General features: G+C 38.8%; 17 protein-coding genes and 2 pseudogenes. 16 read left to right on the forward strand and 3 right to left on the reverse strand.

Annotated elements, in window-relative coordinates:
- Positions 1–32: 32 nt before the first annotated feature.
- The 3 genes and pseudogenes from IGJ87_RS05265 to IGJ87_RS05275 all read right to left on the reverse strand — a co-directional run bounded on the left by IGJ87_RS05265 (position 33) and on the right by IGJ87_RS05275 (position 3,263).
- Entirely contained in the window at positions 33–1,769 is a 1,737-nt protein-coding gene (locus IGJ87_RS05265) for a cache domain-containing sensor histidine kinase (RefSeq protein ID WP_010721894.1), read from the reverse strand.
- Complete coding sequence (locus tag IGJ87_RS05270) at positions 1,766–2,695, reverse strand: helix-turn-helix domain-containing protein (protein WP_002346348.1); 930 nt, start codon at positions 2,693–2,695, stop codon at positions 1,766–1,768. The genes IGJ87_RS05265 and IGJ87_RS05270 overlap by 4 nt, the downstream gene beginning before the upstream one ends.
- Positions 2,695–3,263 (reverse strand): annotated as a pseudogene (locus IGJ87_RS05275) (response regulator). The gene IGJ87_RS05270 and the pseudogene IGJ87_RS05275 overlap by 1 nt, the downstream one beginning before the upstream one ends.
- A gap of 273 nt (positions 3,264–3,536) precedes the next feature.
- Here IGJ87_RS05275 and IGJ87_RS05280 point away from each other — a divergent pair.
- From IGJ87_RS05280 to IGJ87_RS05355, 16 genes and pseudogenes are all read left to right on the forward strand, one after another.
- Positions 3,537–4,823: pseudogene (locus tag IGJ87_RS05280) on the forward strand (ABC transporter substrate-binding protein).
- A 136-nt stretch (positions 4,824–4,959) separates the two neighbouring features.
- Entirely contained in the window at positions 4,960–5,829 is an 870-nt protein-coding gene (locus IGJ87_RS05285; RefSeq protein ID WP_010721891.1) for a carbohydrate ABC transporter permease, read from the forward strand.
- Entirely contained in the window at positions 5,826–6,713 is an 888-nt protein-coding gene (locus tag IGJ87_RS05290) for a carbohydrate ABC transporter permease (RefSeq protein WP_002327853.1), read from the forward strand. The genes IGJ87_RS05285 and IGJ87_RS05290 overlap by 4 nt, the downstream gene beginning before the upstream one ends.
- A 167-nt stretch (positions 6,714–6,880) precedes the next feature.
- Positions 6,881–7,564: a DUF1538 domain-containing protein gene (locus IGJ87_RS05295; RefSeq protein WP_002346345.1), complete on the forward strand. Its 684-nt coding sequence runs from the start codon at positions 6,881–6,883 to the stop codon at positions 7,562–7,564.
- Complete coding sequence (locus IGJ87_RS05300) at positions 7,561–8,334, forward strand: DUF1538 domain-containing protein (RefSeq protein ID WP_002319120.1); 774 nt, start codon at positions 7,561–7,563, stop codon at positions 8,332–8,334. Before IGJ87_RS05295 ends, IGJ87_RS05300 begins: the two co-directional genes overlap by 4 nt.
- Entirely contained in the window at positions 8,331–8,729 is a 399-nt protein-coding gene (locus tag IGJ87_RS05305) for a P-II family nitrogen regulator (protein WP_002292005.1), read from the forward strand. Before IGJ87_RS05300 ends, IGJ87_RS05305 begins: the two co-directional genes overlap by 4 nt.
- A 184-nt stretch (positions 8,730–8,913) precedes the next feature.
- On the forward strand, positions 8,914–9,585 hold the full coding sequence (locus IGJ87_RS05310) for a hypothetical protein (RefSeq protein WP_002327855.1): 672 nt from the start codon (positions 8,914–8,916) through the stop codon (positions 9,583–9,585).
- 61 nt (positions 9,586–9,646) lie between these two features.
- Entirely contained in the window at positions 9,647–10,084 is a 438-nt protein-coding gene (locus IGJ87_RS05315) for a hypothetical protein (RefSeq protein ID WP_002319123.1), read from the forward strand.
- 11 nt (positions 10,085–10,095) lie between these two features.
- Entirely contained in the window at positions 10,096–10,764 is a 669-nt protein-coding gene (locus IGJ87_RS05320; protein ID WP_317726769.1) for a 2,3-bisphosphoglycerate-dependent phosphoglycerate mutase, read from the forward strand.
- Positions 10,765–10,826: 62 nt separating this feature from the next.
- The gene (locus tag IGJ87_RS05325) at positions 10,827–11,450 is read left to right on the forward strand and encodes an HAD-IA family hydrolase (RefSeq protein WP_002319125.1); all 624 of its coding nucleotides are present in this window, start codon (positions 10,827–10,829) and stop codon (positions 11,448–11,450) included.
- A 55-nt stretch (positions 11,451–11,505) separates the two neighbouring features.
- Positions 11,506–11,892, forward strand: a complete 387-nt coding sequence (locus IGJ87_RS05330; RefSeq protein WP_002291995.1) for a DUF1149 family protein — start codon at positions 11,506–11,508, stop codon at positions 11,890–11,892.
- Positions 11,893–12,103: 211 nt separating this feature from the next.
- Complete coding sequence (locus IGJ87_RS05335) at positions 12,104–13,495, forward strand: L-cystine transporter (RefSeq protein WP_002346344.1); 1,392 nt, start codon at positions 12,104–12,106, stop codon at positions 13,493–13,495.
- 269 nt (positions 13,496–13,764) lie between these two features.
- Positions 13,765–14,133 (forward strand): VOC family protein, encoded by a 369-nt coding sequence (locus tag IGJ87_RS05340; protein WP_002319126.1) that lies wholly within the window; start codon positions 13,765–13,767, stop codon positions 14,131–14,133.
- Positions 14,134–14,310: 177 nt separating this feature from the next.
- Positions 14,311–15,252, forward strand: coding sequence for a rhodanese-related sulfurtransferase (locus tag IGJ87_RS05345; RefSeq protein WP_002327859.1), 942 nt, complete (start codon positions 14,311–14,313; stop codon positions 15,250–15,252).
- 68 nt (positions 15,253–15,320) lie between these two features.
- Complete coding sequence (locus IGJ87_RS05350) at positions 15,321–16,052, forward strand: metallophosphoesterase (protein WP_002319128.1); 732 nt, start codon at positions 15,321–15,323, stop codon at positions 16,050–16,052.
- Positions 16,053–16,195: 143 nt separating this feature from the next.
- Positions 16,196–18,376, forward strand: coding sequence for a Tex family protein (locus tag IGJ87_RS05355; protein ID WP_002319129.1), 2,181 nt, complete (start codon positions 16,196–16,198; stop codon positions 18,374–18,376).

An 18,376-nucleotide genomic window follows, 5' to 3' on the forward strand; every position in this document is an offset into this window, starting at 1 on the left:
TTAAAATAAAAAAATCAGTGCTTGGCTATTCTTTATTTTTGATATTCTGATTGATTTTTAGGAAGAAGCGGTAGACAAATCGTTACAGTCGTTCCTGTCCCAATCACTGATTGGATCGTTAAGCCATATGCATCGCCATACATTAGGCGTATCCGCTCATCTACATGGCTGATGCCGATTCCTGAGAAATGATCATTTTTTTGTTTGGTATTTTCAGTATCGAAGCCATCGCCGTTATCAATCACTTCGAATAAAAGAAGCTGATTTTTTGTTTTGCCGTACACCGTGATGAATCCTTGCGTTTTATTGTGAAAAGCATGAAGATAGGCGTTTTCGATAATTGGTTGAAGGATCATATTCGGCATAGATAATGACTGCAGTTCATCAGGAATCATTATTTTAGCCGAGATTCTTTCGCCATATCGCATACTCAAAAGATCGATGTAACTTTGTACGCTTTTGATTTCCTCCTTGACTGGAATCACTTCTTCTTTTTTCCCAATCGTACTTCTTAGTAAAGTAATGAAACTGTCGATTCCTTGAACTGCTTCATCTGTTTTTTTCTGCCAAATCAAAAATTTCAAGCTAGTCAGCGTATTATAAATAAAATGGGGCTGTATCTGTGCTTGCATAGTTTGGATTTCAAGCGAACGTTTCTTCTTTTCGTCTTGGATCGTCTGTTCATAATGATGCTGAGCATTACTTAGCAATTGATTGATCGTATTCCCTAGCAATTGGACTTCATGGCTTCCTTGTACAGGAACAGTAGCTTTTAAGCCATCTTCCTCTAGCCGTTTTAGCGAATCAATCAAGCAGTAGATCGATTTTGTGTGTCGATCCAAATACATAAATACCAATGAGCCAGCAAAAGCAAGTGTCACGATATTATACAAAATAATCGGAAAAATCACGCCCATTTGGTTAGACAAAGAATGAAGATCGACTTGACTGAGTAATGTACAATCCTGGCGGTACAAAGGAAGACGGGTCAACTGCTGTCCATTTGAAATCGTTGTTTCACCTACTGTTAGTTTTTTGAAAATCATTGATCGGCTCCCAATTGTATTTTCTTCATTTGATGCGATGATCGTCTGTTCTTCGTTCATGAAGGAGATCTTCGATATCTCAGGATTTACTACAGATTGAAAAAGATTCGCTAGTTGCTTGGATGAGATCGATAAAACAGCATATCCGTAAATATGATTCAATGTGTTTTTCAGTTTTTTGACAAAAAAGACGCTGGGTGCTTTCTTATCTCGAAGAGTCAATCCGTATTGTGCAAAAAGCATTTGTGTATCCGCAGCACGTTCATTCACTCTCTGGGCAATCGCAGATTGAAAAAAAGAATCGGCAGATACGGCAGTGAGCATGTCATTTCCGACAAAAGTTCTTCCATTTTCTCCAAAGATCAATATATCGTAATCGATCATTGGATGGATTTTTGAAAGCGAGTCATTCATTTTTTGGATTGTTCTTAGTTGCTGAAGCTGTTCCATATGTTGGACTGGACCATTGGAAAAATAGCTTTCGACAGCTGGGTTGGAATCAAAAGCGGCTAATGTATTCTCGATTGCATCATTCAAGCTTTCAAATTCAGATTGGATCTTTTTTAGTACCACATCATTCGATTGATTGAACAGCTGGATATAGGCATGCCTTGATCGATGATAAATAAACAAAGAGATGACGATGGCCTGCAGAAAAAGACCGATGAACAAAATGAACAGAAGTTTGGTAAAGAGTTCATGCTCTTTGATTTTTTTTCTCATTTTACAAAAGTTCCTTTACGGTATTGAGAAGGTGTCATTCCTGTCTCTTCTTTAAAAACTCTGGAGAAATAACCCAGTTCGGTATAGCCGACTTTCTCACAGATTTCCGTCAAAGTAAGCCGTGTTTCCGTTAAAAAGAGCTTGGCTTTACTAATACGGACTTTTTTTAGATATTTTGAAAAGTTGATACCAAATTTTTCAGTAAAGATAGCTGAGAGATAGCTATATGAAAAATGATATTTTTCGGATAGAAGTTGTAAATTGATTTCTTTCTCATAATTTTCCTGGACGAACTCGTAGATCAAAGTCAAGATATCGAAATTGTCTTTTATTGCATTTGCAGAAAAGTGGGTGAGTTTCTCAAGTGTTTCTTTGACAAGAATAGAAAAATCTTCGAAATACTCAGCATCGGCTAATAAAGAAGGAAGGGCGATCTTGAGCAAAGAAAGTTCTTCATTCCCAACATATTCGTCAGCCAAAGCGTTGAGTAATGCATAGAAACGATTGATTGCCTCATGTTTCAAATAAGCTGGATCAATAGGCTGTTCCAATATTGTCGTGAAGAAACCCTCAAGTTCTTTGACAGCTAAAGCGTAGTCTTTATGAACGATTTTTGTTAAATAGCTACTTGCTTGCTGCTCGTGGTTGGTTGATAACGGAAGAAGTTCATGCTGATAAGCAAGGTTCTTTGCCTTATGATAGAAACGTTGTCCTTTGGTGCAATTTCTGATTTCTTGGAATATTTCATTGATATCTTGGATTGCAAAAGAGTCAGAAACAACAAAAAAATCACCTGGAAAAATTTCTTGACGAAACTTTTGAACAAACTTCCTAAGCGTATTTTTGGAATCAGTATTGATCACATAGCCGGATTCTTCCGAAAAGGTAGAAAAGGGATAAATAGTAAACAAATCGTCGCTATCCATCAATGAATGGATAATCGACTGTTTTTGTTTAGAGCCTTGTTTTGAACTGAATGGCCGTTTTTCGGTATATAACAGAAAAAACAAGGTGTGTTCAAAAAGAAGAGGGTCAAGCAATGGACGAGTTTGTCCAGCAATCTGCTGTGAAAGATTCTCGCAGATCTGCTCATAACGATCGGTGATTGGGCTTTTTTTTGATTTTTTGTGAAACGGCAGTTAAGGAATTTAGAAAAAAATCAGGACTCAATCGAGGCTTTAAAAGATAATCAGCGACGCCTTCTTTAAAAGAATCTTTAACCATATCAAATTCATCATAGCTAGAGAGGATAAGGATCTGTGTTTCAGGTTGTTGCTGTTTTAATAGCCGCGATAATTCGATTCCATTTAGTTCAGGCATCATTACATCTGTGACCACGATATCGATTGCATGTGCCAAAGAAAAGTCAAGCGCTTTCGATGGGCTGGAAAAAGTTCCTATTAATTGAAACCCGTGCTCAGACCAATTGATCAACTGTTTCATTCCGTCTAAAATCGTCTGTTCATCATCGATAAGAATTACGCGTATTGGCATTTTTTTACCCGCCTTAAGAATAGTCTTGTAATTTAAAAATACTTATTTCTAGGAGAAAATGCAAGGATATTTTTATTTTAAAGAAACCTCCACCCTTTCGATCTTTGGTCTAGATGCTAAGATTATTCCTTTTGTCATAGTTGATTTGTATTTTTTTATTATTTTAGGAGAAATTTTTGAAGTATCTGGATAATAAAGAAACCGTTTTCAAATTTTGGTATGATGAATGTAGTAAACATAAACAACTAATGGATGGAAAAGGAGCGGATAAAAATGAACATCAGAAAGTTAATTGCTGGAGTCGTTTGTTTAGCGGCAGCATCAGGTTTCTTAACAGGATGTGGAAGTGCTAGTAGCACAGCAGACAACGAAGAAAAAGTCACTGTCTGGGCGTGGGATGAGACATTCAATATCAAAGCAGTGAATGAAGCAAAAAAAATTTATGAGAACGAAGAAACAGAGATAGAAGTTGTTACGATGTCTCAGGATGATATCGTTCAGAAACTGAACACCGCTTTAGCAAGTGGGAATACAGAAGGATTGCCCAATATCGTCTTGATTGAAGATTATAGGATACAAGGCTATTTGACTTCTTATCCAGATGCATTCGCTGATTTGTCTGCTATTGTAAAGGAAGATCATTTTGCACCGTATAAATTTGCGGTAAACAAAGTAGGAGAAAAAATATACGGTGTTCCTTTCGATTCGGGCGTAACAGCAAACTTCTATCGTACGGATCTGATGGCTGAAGCAGGCTATACAGAAGAGGATATGGAGAATCTGAAGTGGGAAGAGTATATTCAAGTGGCGCGAGATGTCAAAGAAAAGACGGGAAAGAAAATCGCTGAAGTCAATCCTTCTGATCTTAGTCGAGTAAGAATGATGATGCAACAGGCGGGAGAATGGTATACGTCCAAAGATGGGGAGACGGTCACGATCCAAGACAATGCATCTTTAAAGTATGGTCTTGAATTATTTGCCACTCTTTTGAAAGAAGACTTAGTCGAACAAACTTCTGACTGGAATGCTGGAGTAACTGCGATACAATCAGGAGCAGTAGCTTCTAGCCCAACTGGCGCTTGGTATTCTTCAACGATCCAAGGAGCAGAAGACCAATCTGGAAAATGGAAGATTGCGCCAATACCTGCACTGCCAGAAAATTTACAAAAAGCGCAAGCTTCTAACCTTGGCGGAGCTGGCTGGTATGTGCTCAAAGGAGTAGCTGGAGAAGAATCAGCGAAAGATTTCCTCGAAGCAACGTTTGCATCGAATGAAGAACTGATGGGCACTCTTGCGAAAGAAATCGGACTGGTGTCTACGATGCTTAGTGCAAATGAACAAGAAGCTTATCAAGAAGCTTCAGAATTTTACAGTGGCCAAAAGGTATTTGATGATTTTTCCAAATGAACATCAGAAATTCCAGAAGTGAATTACGGACATGAGACCTATGCAATTGAAGCAGTCGTAGCCGAAGCTCTTCATCGAAACATCAATGGAGAAGAGACAGACAAGGTACTAGCGGATACACAAAAACAAGTAGAAGCACAGTTGGCTAATTGATTGGTGATGAAAAAGCAAATTTCTTTGCTTTTTTATCAGACAACCGAAAAGACAAAAAAGATGGCGGCTGCTTTACAGACGTTGTCTTTCTTGTCTTTTCATGTAGATAATCAATGATAGAATTGGAGGGAAAAGAATGAAGCAGAAAGATTTATTCAAAAACGGGCATGCTTTTTTAATCTTGCCAGTCATTTTGATATCGATCATGGTTTTTATTCCGATGGTTTTGGCTTTGATCACGTCTTTTCAAAGTGGTCCCCCTGTCAATATGACATTTAACGGATTAGGTAATTATCAGCGGATGCTGACAGATGCTACTTTTAAAAAAGCTTTTTTCAATACGTTCCTGTATTTACTAGTTCAAGTACCAATCATGCTGTTTCTAGCGCTTTTTATTTGCAACCTTTTAAATGATAAAAAGCTGAAACATAAAGGGTTGTTTCGAACAGCTATTTTTCTTCCGTGTATCACTTCGATGGTCAGTTATTCTCTGATCATGAAAAGTCTATTTTCTCAATCTGGCCTTGTAAACAACTTGTTGTTGGGCATTGGTATGATTGATACACCGATTGGCTGGCTGACTCATCCAATTTGGGCGAAAGTTCTGATCATTCTTTCGATCACTTGGCGTTGGACTGGATACAATATGATTTTTTTCCTTTCAGGCATGCAAAATATTGATTCGGAGATTTATGAAGCAGCATCTATTGATGGTGCTTCTAAATGGCAGCAATTTATCAAAGTGACGATCCCGAATTTAAAACCGATTATTTTGTTTACTTCCATTACTTCGACGATCGGGGCATTGCGGCTTTTTGATGAAGTACAAAATATTACTGGCGGGGGTCCAGCAAATGCAACGACCACCCTGTCTCAATACATCTATAATTTGAGTTATAAATTCACGCCTAATTTTGGATATGCGGCAGCAGTTTCCTTTGTTATTGTTGCCTTTATTGTGATATTGTCGATAATCCAAACGAAAGTAGGAGGAGAGAGTCGATGAAAAGCATGGTAGAAAAAGAAACGATTGCACACCCCAACGTCAAAAAACAAGCCTTAGGACTTCGTTCGGCAATTGGGTCAGCATTAAAGTATACAGCATTAAGCATCCTATCATTTATTTCCATTTTCCCTTTTGTCTGGATGATTCTGGGAATGACGAATACACCCGTGGATATCACATCGGGAAAAATAAAGATTGGCAGTAACTTGATCATCAATTTTCAAAATTTGTTTTCCAATGAACTGAATTTTACTCGTTCCCTTTGGAATTCAGCAATGATCGCTCTAGTGACCACTGTGTTTGCATTGCTGATTTCGTCAATGGCAGGATATGGATTTGAGATTTATCAAAGCAAGCGAAAAGACTTGATTTTCAATATTCTACTGCTATCGATGATGGTTCCTTTTGCGGCATTGATGATTCCTTTGTATCGAATGTTTTCACAATTGAACGGAACGATTTTGGGAATCAATAGTTTCTTAGTTGTAATCTTACCATCTATCAGCACTGCTTTTTTGATCTTCTTCTTCCGACAAAATGTTAAATCCTTTCCAAAAGATCTAGTAGAAGCAGCTCGATTAGACGGTCTAAAAGAACTAAGTATTTTTTTTAGAGTATATATGCCGACGGCTAAAAATACCTATGCAGCGGCAGCAATCATCACATTCATGAGCAGCTGGAACAATTATTTATGGCCCTTAGTGGCTTTGCAGTCTCCTGATAAACGGACGGTCCCGCTTGTTTTATCTGCTATGGGTGCTTCCTATACACCAGACTATGGAATGATCATGGCTGGATTAGTCATTGCTACTTTACCAACTGCCATCGTATTTTTTGTTTTGCAAAAGCAATTCGTTCAAGGAATGATCGGCTCTGTAAAATAAAAAACAACAGTAAGTGCGTCCCTACAAAGTCATCTTTTCCAAGTAAAAAGATACTTTTGGGACGTGTGTTATTTTATGGTGAGAAAAATTAAATGATAACGTTTTAAGTTTATACTCGAAAACTCTTTCATTTTAAGGTAAACTTAAAGAGTAAAGGAGGAGGATACATGCTAAAAAATTTTAAAGAAGTGATTGCTGCCATATTGCCGATGACCGTCCTGATTGTCATTTTAACGTTTGTTTTTGCGCCGTTAGAAGGAGAAGACCTCGCTTCATTCTTGGTAGGTGCGGCTATCATGATGATCGGAATGACGCTCTTTTTGTTTGGGGCAGACTATTCCATGATGGAAGTCGGAGATCTAGTAGGGAAATATATGATCAAAAAGAAAAGTTTGGCTGTTTTGGTCAGTTTGGGGTTTGCTATCGGGATCGTGATCACGATTGCCGAACCTTCCGTGCAAGTTTTGGGACAACAAGTATATGATATATCTGACGGAGAGATTGGCAGAGTGTTGCTGATTGGGATCGTCAGCGTCGGCACTGGAGTATTTCTAGCCTTTGCGCTGCTTCGGGTCGTATTCAAGCTATCCTATTATCAATTGATGGCTATAGGCTACATAGGCGTTTTGTTCGCCTCGTTTTTCACTAGTTCCGAATTCATGCCGATTGCTTTTGATTCGGGGGGAGTGACTACTGGTCCAGTAACTGTTCCATTTATCTTGGCCCTTGCCGGAGGGATGACTAGTATGATCAAACAAAAGAAAAATGAAAATGACAGCTTTGGAATGGTTGGTATTGCTTCATTAGGGCCAATTCTTGCCGTAATGATTTTGGGGGTGATCTTCCAATGAGTTTCTGGCAGCAAGTGATAGATGGTATCGAGATCGTTACTATGGAAGTTATTTTAGCAGTGGCACCTATCGTGATTCTATTTGTTTTGATGAATATCATTAGTTTTCGTATGCGCAAGAAGCGTTTCTTTGACATTATGAAAGGCTTCTTGATAACGACTATTGGGTTGATTCTTTTCCTGCACGGAGTCAATATGGCTTACGTTCCGGTAGGACAGCATTTAGGTAGTACGATCGCTGGATTGCCCTATAATTATATATTGGTTCCCCTTGGCTTTTTGATGGGGTTCCTAGTAGGGTTTGCTGAGCCGGCGATTCATGTAATGGTAAAACAGGTTGAAGAATTGAGTGAAGGGAGGATCCGGTCGAAAATCATGCTGATGGTGATTTCGATTGGGATTGGCGCAGCAGTAGGATTGTCTATGTGGCGTTTGCTCGTCGGATTCTCTCTTTATTATTTCTTGATCCCAGGATATGGGCTAGCATTTATTTTAGGACGAAAAGTGGACAAGATCTTTTTAGCAATGGCTTTTGACAACGGTGGAGTAGCAACGGGTCCGATGTGTTCGACATTTATTTTATCAATGAGCGTGGCGATCGCTGCACAAATTGAGGGAAGAGATCCGATCATTGATGGGTTTGGTGTGGTTGCAATGATTGCATTGACACCAATATTATCCACTTTAGTACTAGGATATATTTATAAACGAAAAGATGAAAAAGACAGAATCGAAAAAGAAAGATTGCGAAAATTGGGGGAAAGCAAATGAAAGATCTTGTAGCATTGAATCTTCACATGATTGTGACGATCGTGGACGGAGGAACAGGTGAAGATGTCATCGACTTTTCAAAAGAAGCAGGTGCAGCTGGCGGAACAATCTTGCATGGTCGTGGTTCTGGTGTACATGATTCAGGGAAATTTTTAGGTTTGGACATCTCGCCAGAAAAAGATGTTGTTTTGACATTAGTACCAGATAGTTTGACGAATCAAGTGATGGATGCGATTGGTCAAGGCATCAACATCGATGTTCCAGGTAACGGGATTTGTTTTAGTATTGATGTAGATAAAGTAATTGGTATCACTAAGATTCATCAGTATCGGGAAATTATCGGGATGCAGGAACTTTTGGATGAAACTAACGATAGAGAAAATCCTGAATCATAGACAAGCATTTGAAGAAGAAATAAACCTAAACAAGAAGGCGGATGAACGTTATTTCCGCTTTTTTGTTTATGTTTTTTTCGTGAATACTTATGAAATAGTAAATTTTTATGAAATTCTTCTCTAAGCATCAGACTTTCTTTTCAAAATATGCTATTTTAAAAATGATGAAAAAAGGGGGAGAAAAATGAATTTTTTAGTTGTTTTAAAAGATACTCTGATTGAGCGGTCAACATTTCTATATGTTCAATTGCAGGAAAATAAAACATTGCTGCATTTTTCACCAGAGTTCCATCTAGAGGGACTAACATTAGGAGAAATTTATCAAGCAGAAGGGCTATCGGCTGTTTTGCACTTTTTTGAGGCAGAATTGGAATTACCGGTAAAAGATTATATCGAGCTTTCTCTTGAATCTTGGGATCGAGCAGTCGTTGAGCTATTCCCAGAAGGTTTGATGATCGATACGAACGATGAGAAGATTCATTTGACTGCAGCAGAACTACAGAAACAAATGCGTTATCAAATAGATGATGAAAATTCTTTTTCTATTTTTAGACGTCAGCAAAAGATTCTAAAAAGCTTTTTAAAAGTAATCAGTAAAAAACGGAATTTGATCAAAACGACTCAACTGTTGAAAAAATATCCAAATCTGCTTCATACGTCCATTCAATTCCCTCAATTGATTACGATGATCCATCGTTTTATACGTATGCAACAGCTACCATCTAAGAAGCTGTTTTTGCCATTGACGGACACATTCCGTGTAGTCAACAGAGAAGATAAAAAGAAAGTGATTGTGATCGACTTTACCAGAAATCGGAATGTCCTTCATCAAGTCGCAATGGAAAAGGCCAATTAAGGCTTTTTCTTTTTTGATTTTTTTGTCATAATGAATGATAGATGATGGAGGAGATAACAGGATGCAAACATGGTTAGAAAGACTGATACGGTTTCAGCAGAACTATCAAAAACTTATGCAGGGAAGATATGCAAAATTTGATCAATTGAATCGTGTTCTATTGATTATCGCACTTTTTTTTAGTTTACTAAGTCGGTGGTTGCCATATAGGATCGGGCAATTGTTGTTCATCGTCTTTTTCGGATGGATGCTATTTCGTTTTCTATCAAAAAAAATCTATCCTAGACTAAATGAAAATCAACGTTATTTGGAATATTTTGATAAAGTCAAAGAAAAATATCATCAGATGAGAAACAAAAAGCAAGCTAAAACGGAACGAAAAAGCTATACTTTTTTTGAGTGCCCGAATTGTCATCAAAAGCAGCGTGCGCCTAGAGGAAAAGGACGAATACGCGTGACATGCAAAACATGTGGCATAAAATTCGAAACGAATGTTTAAGGGAGAAAAAAATGAAATTAGTATTATTGCGTCATGGCGAAAGCGAAGCAAATTTTGAAAATTACTGGACAGGGTGGCTAGATGTCGCCTTAACAGAAAAAGGAAAAGAACAAGCAGCAGTAGCCGGTCAAAAAATGTATGAAGCCGGTCTTCAATTCGATGCGGTTTACACCTCTGTTTTAAAACGCGCGATTCTTACCGGTCAAGCCGCACTAGAAGAAATGGGGCAGTTGTGGCTTCCTATAGTAAAAACATGGCGTCTGAATGAACGGCACTATGGGGATCTTGTTGGTAAAAACAAGGATCAGATGAAAGAAATATACGGAAAAGATCAAGTAAAGAAATGGCGCAGAGGATATACAGAAGTTCCGCCGTTAACCGCAGAAAACCGATTTGACCGCAGATATGATCATTTGGATCCATATTTGATTCCGTACGGAGAAAGTCTAGAAATGACAGTGAATCGGATCATTCCTTTGTGGCAAGATCAACTGGCACCAAAACTGAAAGATCGGAAAGATTTACTAGTTGTGGGTCATGGGAATAGCATCCGAGCACTGACAAAATATTTAGAAAATATTCCTGAGGATCAAATGGATACAATTGATATCCCGAACGCACAACCAATCCAATATACATTAGCAGACGATTTGACGATTCTAGAGAAAACAATACTTTAATCAACGTATTTATCTATAGTGAAAGATAGAAAAAAGAAGCAAAGGAATGGAACAAAAAGAACATGAAAAATTATATATGGGACTTTGATGGTACATTGTTTGATACGTATCCCGCAATGGTAGATGGTGCATGGCAAGCACTAAAAGATTTTGGTATCAGTATGGATAAAAAAGAAATCTACTTCAAAATGAAAAAATATTCCACCAGTTATTTGATCAATGAATCAAATTTGGACGCCAATGAATTTAATGAATGGTTTCATCGGTATGAGAAAAAAAGCAAGGAAGCTTCCCGTCCATTTCCAGAAACGAAACAAGTACTTGAAAGTCTAAAAATCAATGGAGGACGTCACTTCATCTTGACCCACCGTTTGACAGAATCGACATGGGAACTGCTGAAAGAGTATCAATTAGCCCATCTGATTGAGGAAGTAGTAGGGATTGATCAGGATTTTCCTCGTAAACCGAATCCAGCATCGTTAAATTATTTGATCGATACTTTTCATTTAGAAAGAACAGACACGATGATGATCGGCGATCGCCGTTTAGATATCGAAGCGGGGAAAAACGCAGGAGTCGTTACTTGTCTTTACGATATTGATCATTTTCTGGGGGAGATTCCTGCAGATCATGTGGTAGGAAATTTGAATGAAATCCTATCCTTGCAGAGTAACGTAAAAAAATAGTATCCCCTTACAAAGGAGATATGTTATAATTTTTATAAAGGAGTGATAAAATTATATGGAAATCAGAAGACAAAAAGAAGTAGTAGAAGCATTTCATTATGATATGAGATTACCGAACCAAGAAGTAGAAACAGATTTGAAAGTGGGCTTCTCGCCTTTGAAAGAAACGATCGAAAACTATCCGAAAGAACATAGCATCGTAGGAGCACGCTTAGAGTTCCGTTTAGTGTTTGATACATATGTTTTATCTGGAAGTGTGAGTCAGATCAATCATATCCTCAATCGGAAAATTGAAGGACAAAATGATGTCACACAAGAAGAGGTGGACGAGCTAGTAGCACCGTTATTTGATATCGTACGCCGGATGTCTTATGAGGTGACAGAGATCGCCTTGGATCAGCCTGGGGTAAAATTGAATTTTCAATCAGAAAAACAAGAATAGACAGTAAAAACATGTCTGCGATAGTTTTAATCTATCGCAGGTATGTTTTTTTATTACTAATTGTAAGCAAAAAGAATGTCATTTCGATAAAAATCGTCTAAAATGTAAAAGTCACTGAAAAAAATTTTTCAGGAGGATGGTTGAAGAATCATTCTCGGGAACCTTTACTTCCTTCGATGGACTTGTCATTAATAATATGAGGAGGAGAAAAATGACAACACTCATCACAGTTTTAGTGGTTCTAGTTTTTGCGGCATTATTATATGTGTTCTATCGTATGCAAAAGCGCCATACAAAATTTTCAACACGCGTCTTTACAGCATTAGGAGTTGGTATCGTCTTTGGCGGTCTGCTTCAATTGATCTTTGGTGTAGAAGACAAAGTCGTTACTCAATCAATGGAATGGATCGGGATCGTAGGACAAGGGTATGTATCATTCTTGCAAATGCTAGTTATGCCTCTAGTGTTCATTTCGATCATTGGTGCATTCACAAAAATGAAAGTTTCTGAAAAGCTGGGGAAAATTAGTGCAACTGTACTGACTTCTTTACTTGGTACAACAGCTATTGCAGCATTGATCGGAATCGGTTCAACGATGCTGTTCGGTCTTCAAGGAGCTAAATTCACACAAGGAGCAGCAGAAACAGCACGGATCTCTGAATTGGCGACACGTCAGGAAACGGTTGAAAACTTATCGATTCCGCAGCAGATTTTATCCTTTATCCCTAAAAACGTATTTGCTGATTTAGCAGGTAGCCGTGCAACTAGTACGATTGGAGTCGTTATTTTTGCAGCCTTTGTCGGTATCGCTTATCTAGGTGTGAAAAGAAAAGCGCCAAAAGAAGCAGCATTCTTTTCAGATTTAGTCGACAGTCTGTATAAAATCATTATGCGGATCGTGACGCTTGTTCTGCGTTTGACACCATATGGGGTATTTGCTTTGATGACAAACGTTTTGGCAACAAGTGATTTTGCAGCTATCGTCAATTTAGGTAAATTTGTCGTTGCATCTTACGTAGCCTTGCTTGCTGTTTTGATTGTCCACTCACTGATTTTGATTGGTGCAAAAGTTAATCCAATCAACTATTTCAAAAAAGCCTTTCCGGTATTGAGCTTTGCGTTTACTTCACGTTCAAGTGCTGGAGCTTTGCCATTGAACATCGAGACTCAGACAAAAGCTTTAGGAGTAGATGATGCAACAGCTAATTTCTCAGCAAGTTTTGGTTTGTCTATTGGACAAAACGGCTGTGCTGGCGTTTATCCAGCTATGTTGGCAACGATCGTCGCACCAGCAGCTGGAGTGAATGTCTTTAGTTTGGAATTTATTTTGATGCTTGTGGCAATTGTAACAATCAGTTCTTTTGGTGTAGCTGGAGTCGGTGGGGGCGCAACATTTGCTTCACTGATCGTTTTAGGGGCAATGAACTTGCCAGTAGCAATCGTTGGGTTAGTTATCTCTGTTGAACCATTAATCGATATGGCACGCACAGCAGTAAACGTCAGCGGTAGCATGGTAGCTGGTATCGTGACAAGTGCAAGCATCAAAGATTTAGATCGCGATGTCATCAATGATGATTCTAAAGTGATCGATGTGAATGCATAGTTAAAAACATACTAAGATTAGAGGGGAACATCATTGATAAATGATGTTCTCCTCTCTTAGTATGTTTTTTTATTCATTCCATATAAGTACAAAATATTTATTCCGAAAAGTGAAAGCGTGAATAATAAAAACAACCAACTTATTTATTATTAAAGAAAAGCGTATTTAAGTAGGATGATTCTGTTGAGGGCTTTCGTAGATTTCCCCATTTTCCTATGGTAAACTGACAAAGTGGGGAATGTTAGAACAGATCGTTTAGGAGGAAACAGATGTTTACGAATGAAATAAAAATCATGCTTTATGTGGACGATGTAGAAAAAAATGTAGCGTTTTGGAGAGCAATTGGCTTTGCGGAAAAAGATCGTCAAGAAATGGATGGGACGCTTGTAATTGAAGTAGGAGTTGAGGACAGTCAAACCTCATTCGTGTTATATGATCGAGCGTTTGTTGAGTCCCATTCACCTGGCACAGCTACTAGTGCCCCATCTTTGATGTTTTACAGCAAAGATATCTTTGGACTATATAAAAAAATGCAGACGCAATCAGTCACATTAGGTGATATGGTACAGCTTGGAGAAGAATATGTCTTCAACTTTGCTGATCCTGATGGCAATTACTTTGCGGTTACAGGTAAATAATAGAAACAAAGACTTTGTTTTTCTGTGCGAAACAGAAAAGCAAAGTCTTTTTAATTCAAATAATAATATTATGTAAATAAAAAAACGCATGCGTAATTATACACAAGCAAATAAATCGTCAAATGCGAACGCCTTCTTTATACTGTTTAGGAACGAAAAGAAGGAAGGAAGAAATACATGGATTATCAAGTACTGCTTTATTACAATTATACAAAAATAGAAGAACCAGAGGAATTTGCCAAAAATCATTTAGCCTTTTGCAAATCTTTAGATCTTAAAGGTCGTATTCTAGTAGCTGAAGAAGGAATAAATGGTACTGTGTCTGGAACCGTTGAAAACACGACTGCCTATATGGAAGCAATGAAAGCTGATCCTCGATTTGCTGATACGATGTTCAAGATCGATCCAAGCGAAGGACATGCCTTTAAGAAGATGTTTGTAAGATACCGTCCAGAGCTTGTAAGTTTAAAGCTAGAAGAGGACATTGATCCAAACCAAGTGACAGGTGCTTATCTTTCACCGCAAGAATTTAAAGAAGCTATTTTAGACGAACAGACAGTGGTGATTGATGCACGGAATGATTATGAATATGACTTGGGGCATTTTCGAGGGGCTGTACGCCCAGATATACGCAGTTTTCGAGAGCTTCCAGACTGGATTCGCGAGCACAAAGAAGAATTTATGGAAAAACGGGTAGTGACCTACTGTACTGGTGGTATTCGTTGCGAGAAGTTTTCTGGTTGGCTTGTCCGTGAAGGATTCAAAGATGTCGGACAGCTGCATGGCGGTATTGCTACTTATGGTAAGGATCCTGAAGTTAAAGGGGAATTATGGGACGGCAAGATGTATGTGTTTGACGAACGGATCGCTGTCGATATCAACCAAGTAGATAAACAAATCGTCGGTCGCGACTGGTTTGACGGAACACCATGTGAACGATATATCAATTGTAGCAATCCTGAGTGCAATCGTCAGATTCTTGCTTCTATTGAAAATGAAGAAAAACATTTAGGAGCATGTAGCGTAGAGTGTGCGAAACATCCACGCAACCGCTATGTTCAAGACCATGGAATCTCTCCAGAAGAAGCAGAACTGCGATTTGCAGCTTTAAATAAATAGAAAACAATAGTTTTGATTGTCGACCATTTCCGATATGCGCTATACTATCGTTGAGGATGGTGATCCACATGAAATCATTGATTTATGCTATTGGCGATGTCCATGGTAAATATGATCTTTTTGAAAAACTTATTCACTATTATGATCCGACGATCCATCAGCTTGTTTTATTAGGAGATCTCAATGATCGAGGACCTCGTACAAAGGAATGTTTTCTATTAGGAAAGCAATTAGTCGAAGAAACAGGAGCCATTTATCTCCGGGGCAACCATGAAGAATATTTTTTGCAATTTCTGCAAGCGCCGGAGGACTGGTATGCGCCTTATATCAGAAATGGTGGAAAAGAAACATTTGAAAGCCTACTTCACCCAGGTGCGTCGGAGGAATACTCCCCGACTGAAATCTCAATGATGATCCAATCAAGATACCCAGAACTGATTGAATTTTTAGTCCAGCGCCCCTTGTATTATGAATGGGAAAATTATCTGTTTGTCCATGCTGGAGTGGATTTGACAAAGAAAGACTGGCGTAAGACAAGTCCAAGAGACTTTATTTGGATACGGGAACCCTTTCATGAAGGGAAAAACAATACAGGTAAGACAATTGTATTTGGACATACGATTACACCAATGCTCCATGGAGATATGCAGACAACAGACCTCTGGATTCAGGATCATAAAATCGGAATGGACGGTGGAGCTGTATTCGGAGGGTCATTGCATGGGGTTGTTTTTGACAAGGAAAGTATCCTTCAAGACATTGAATATCAGAACAACGAAGGATCTTGGCAAGGAATCTGACGAATGGAAAGAATGAAGGAGCTGCGACTTTGTTGCGGCTCTTTTTATTTGTATAGAGAATATTGTTTCTTTCAACAGTTTAACCCATGATAAAAAGTATGATAGAATAAAGAAGCAATTTTTAGCAGAAAAGAGGCATTTTAATGACGGAAAATTTGAACCAGACAATCATTCAGCTTGTACAAAAAGAGCTTTCAGACTATCGTCCCAAGCAATTGACGACTGTACTTAATTTGTTAAATGAAGGAAACACCGTTCCTTTTATTGCGCGTTATCGAAAAGAAATGACGGGAAGTCTTGATGAAGTCCAGATTCGTGAAATCGAAGAGCGGTATGCCTATCTTGAAAACTTAGAAAAACGAAAAAACGAAGTGATTCGGCTGATCGATGAACAAGGGAAACTGACCCCTGAGTTAGAAACAGAAATCACGCAATCCGTAAAAATGCAACAAGTGGAAGATTTATATCGTCCATACAAACAGAAACGACGGACAAAAGCAACGATTGCTAAAGAAAAAGGACTTGAACCACTCGCGCTGTGGCTGATGCAGCTTACAGATGGAGAGGTGCAATCGGAAGCAGAAAAATATATCGATAAAGAAAAAGAAGTCTCTTCTGCTGAAGAAGCGTTGCAAGGTGCGCATGAGATCATTGCTGAACAAGTCAGCGATAATGCAAAATTTCGGACTTGGATTCGGTCTTATACGTATAACAAAGGCATGTATGTCAGCCAAGTCAAGGATGAGCAAGCAGATGAAAAAGGCGTATACGAAATGTATTATGACTTTGCAGAACCTGTCCATAAAATGGTTTCTCATCGGATATTGGCCACTAATCGAGGAGAAAAAGAAGAGGTTCTCAAAGTATTCCTTCAAGTAGACGAAGCAGCAATTTTAGCTTACTTGGATCGCCAATTAGTGAAAAACCCTGCCTCTCCTTCTTCTTCCTTTGTAAGAGAAGCCTATCAAGATAGTTATAAACGTTTTATACAGCCGGCAATCGAGCGAGAACTGCGTAATGAATTGACTGAAAAAGCGGATGAGCAAGCCATCGCTATTTTTGGAGAAAATCTTCGCAATCTTTTGTTGCAACCGCCGCTAAAAGGTAAAGTCGTACTGGGATTTGATCCTGCCTATCGTACTGGATGTAAACTAGCAGTCGTAGATGCGACAGGAAAAGTTTTGGCAATCGAAGTCATTTATCCGCATAAACCTGCAGCACAAGCGAAAAGGGAAGCTGCTGGTCCAGCTTTTATCCAATTAATCAATCAATATCAAGTAGATATGGTAGCTATCGGGAATGGAACAGCCAGTCGGGAATCAGAACTTTTTGTGGCTGAGCAATTGAAATCAGCCGACCATAAAGCCTATTACGCCATTGTTAATGAAGCTGGCGCTTCTGTTTACTCCGCTAGCGAAATTGCACGAAAAGAATTCCCGCATCTACAAGTAGAAGAAAGAAGTGCTGTTTCTATTGCCCGTCGTCTGCAAGATCCTTTAGCTGAATTAGTCAAGATCGATCCTAAAGCTGTCGGTGTAGGACAGTACCAACATGATGTTTCGCAAAAACGTTTGGCTGAACAATTGGATTTTGTCGTGGAAACAGCGGTCAACCAAGTAGGCGTGGATGTGAACACGGCTAGTCCACAGCTCTTGCAGCACATATCAGGATTGAATAAAACGACTGCCCAAAACATTGTCAGTTATCGTGAAGAAAATGGAGAATTTACTGCACGAACTCAGCTGAAAAAAGTGCCACGTTTAGGACCAAAAGCATATGAACAAGCAATCGGCTTCTTGCGAGTTCCTGGTGGGAAAAACATTTTGGACAACACCGGTATCCATCCCGAAAGTTATTCTATTGCGAAAGACATATTAATGACCGTCCATCTTTCAGAAAAAGAGCTTGGGACAGAAGAAGCAGTAGAAAAATTGACACGGTTATCCGCGGAGAAACTGGCTGAAAGTTTATCAGTCGGAGAAGAAACGTTAGCCGATATTTTAGCTGGGCTGACACAACCTGGACGAGATATGCGTGATGAGATGCCAGCGCCCCTATTGCGTACAGATGTGTTGAGTATGGAAGATTTGAAACCAGGGATGGAATTGACTGGAACGGTCCGTAACGTCATCGACTTCGGCGCATTTGTCGATATCGGTGTGAAACAAGACGGACTTGTCCATATTTCAAAACTCAGCAAAAAATTTGTCAAGCATCCTACAGACGTCGTGTCAGTCGGAGATATCGTGACGGTTTGGATAGAACAAGTTGATACGAAAAAAGGCAGAATCAGTTTGACGATGCTTTCCCCTTATGAAGAGTAA

Source organism: Enterococcus sp. DIV1411a, from assembly GCF_050531945.1.
GTDB classification, from domain to species: domain Bacteria; phylum Bacillota; class Bacilli; order Lactobacillales; family Enterococcaceae; genus Enterococcus_B; species Enterococcus_B faecium.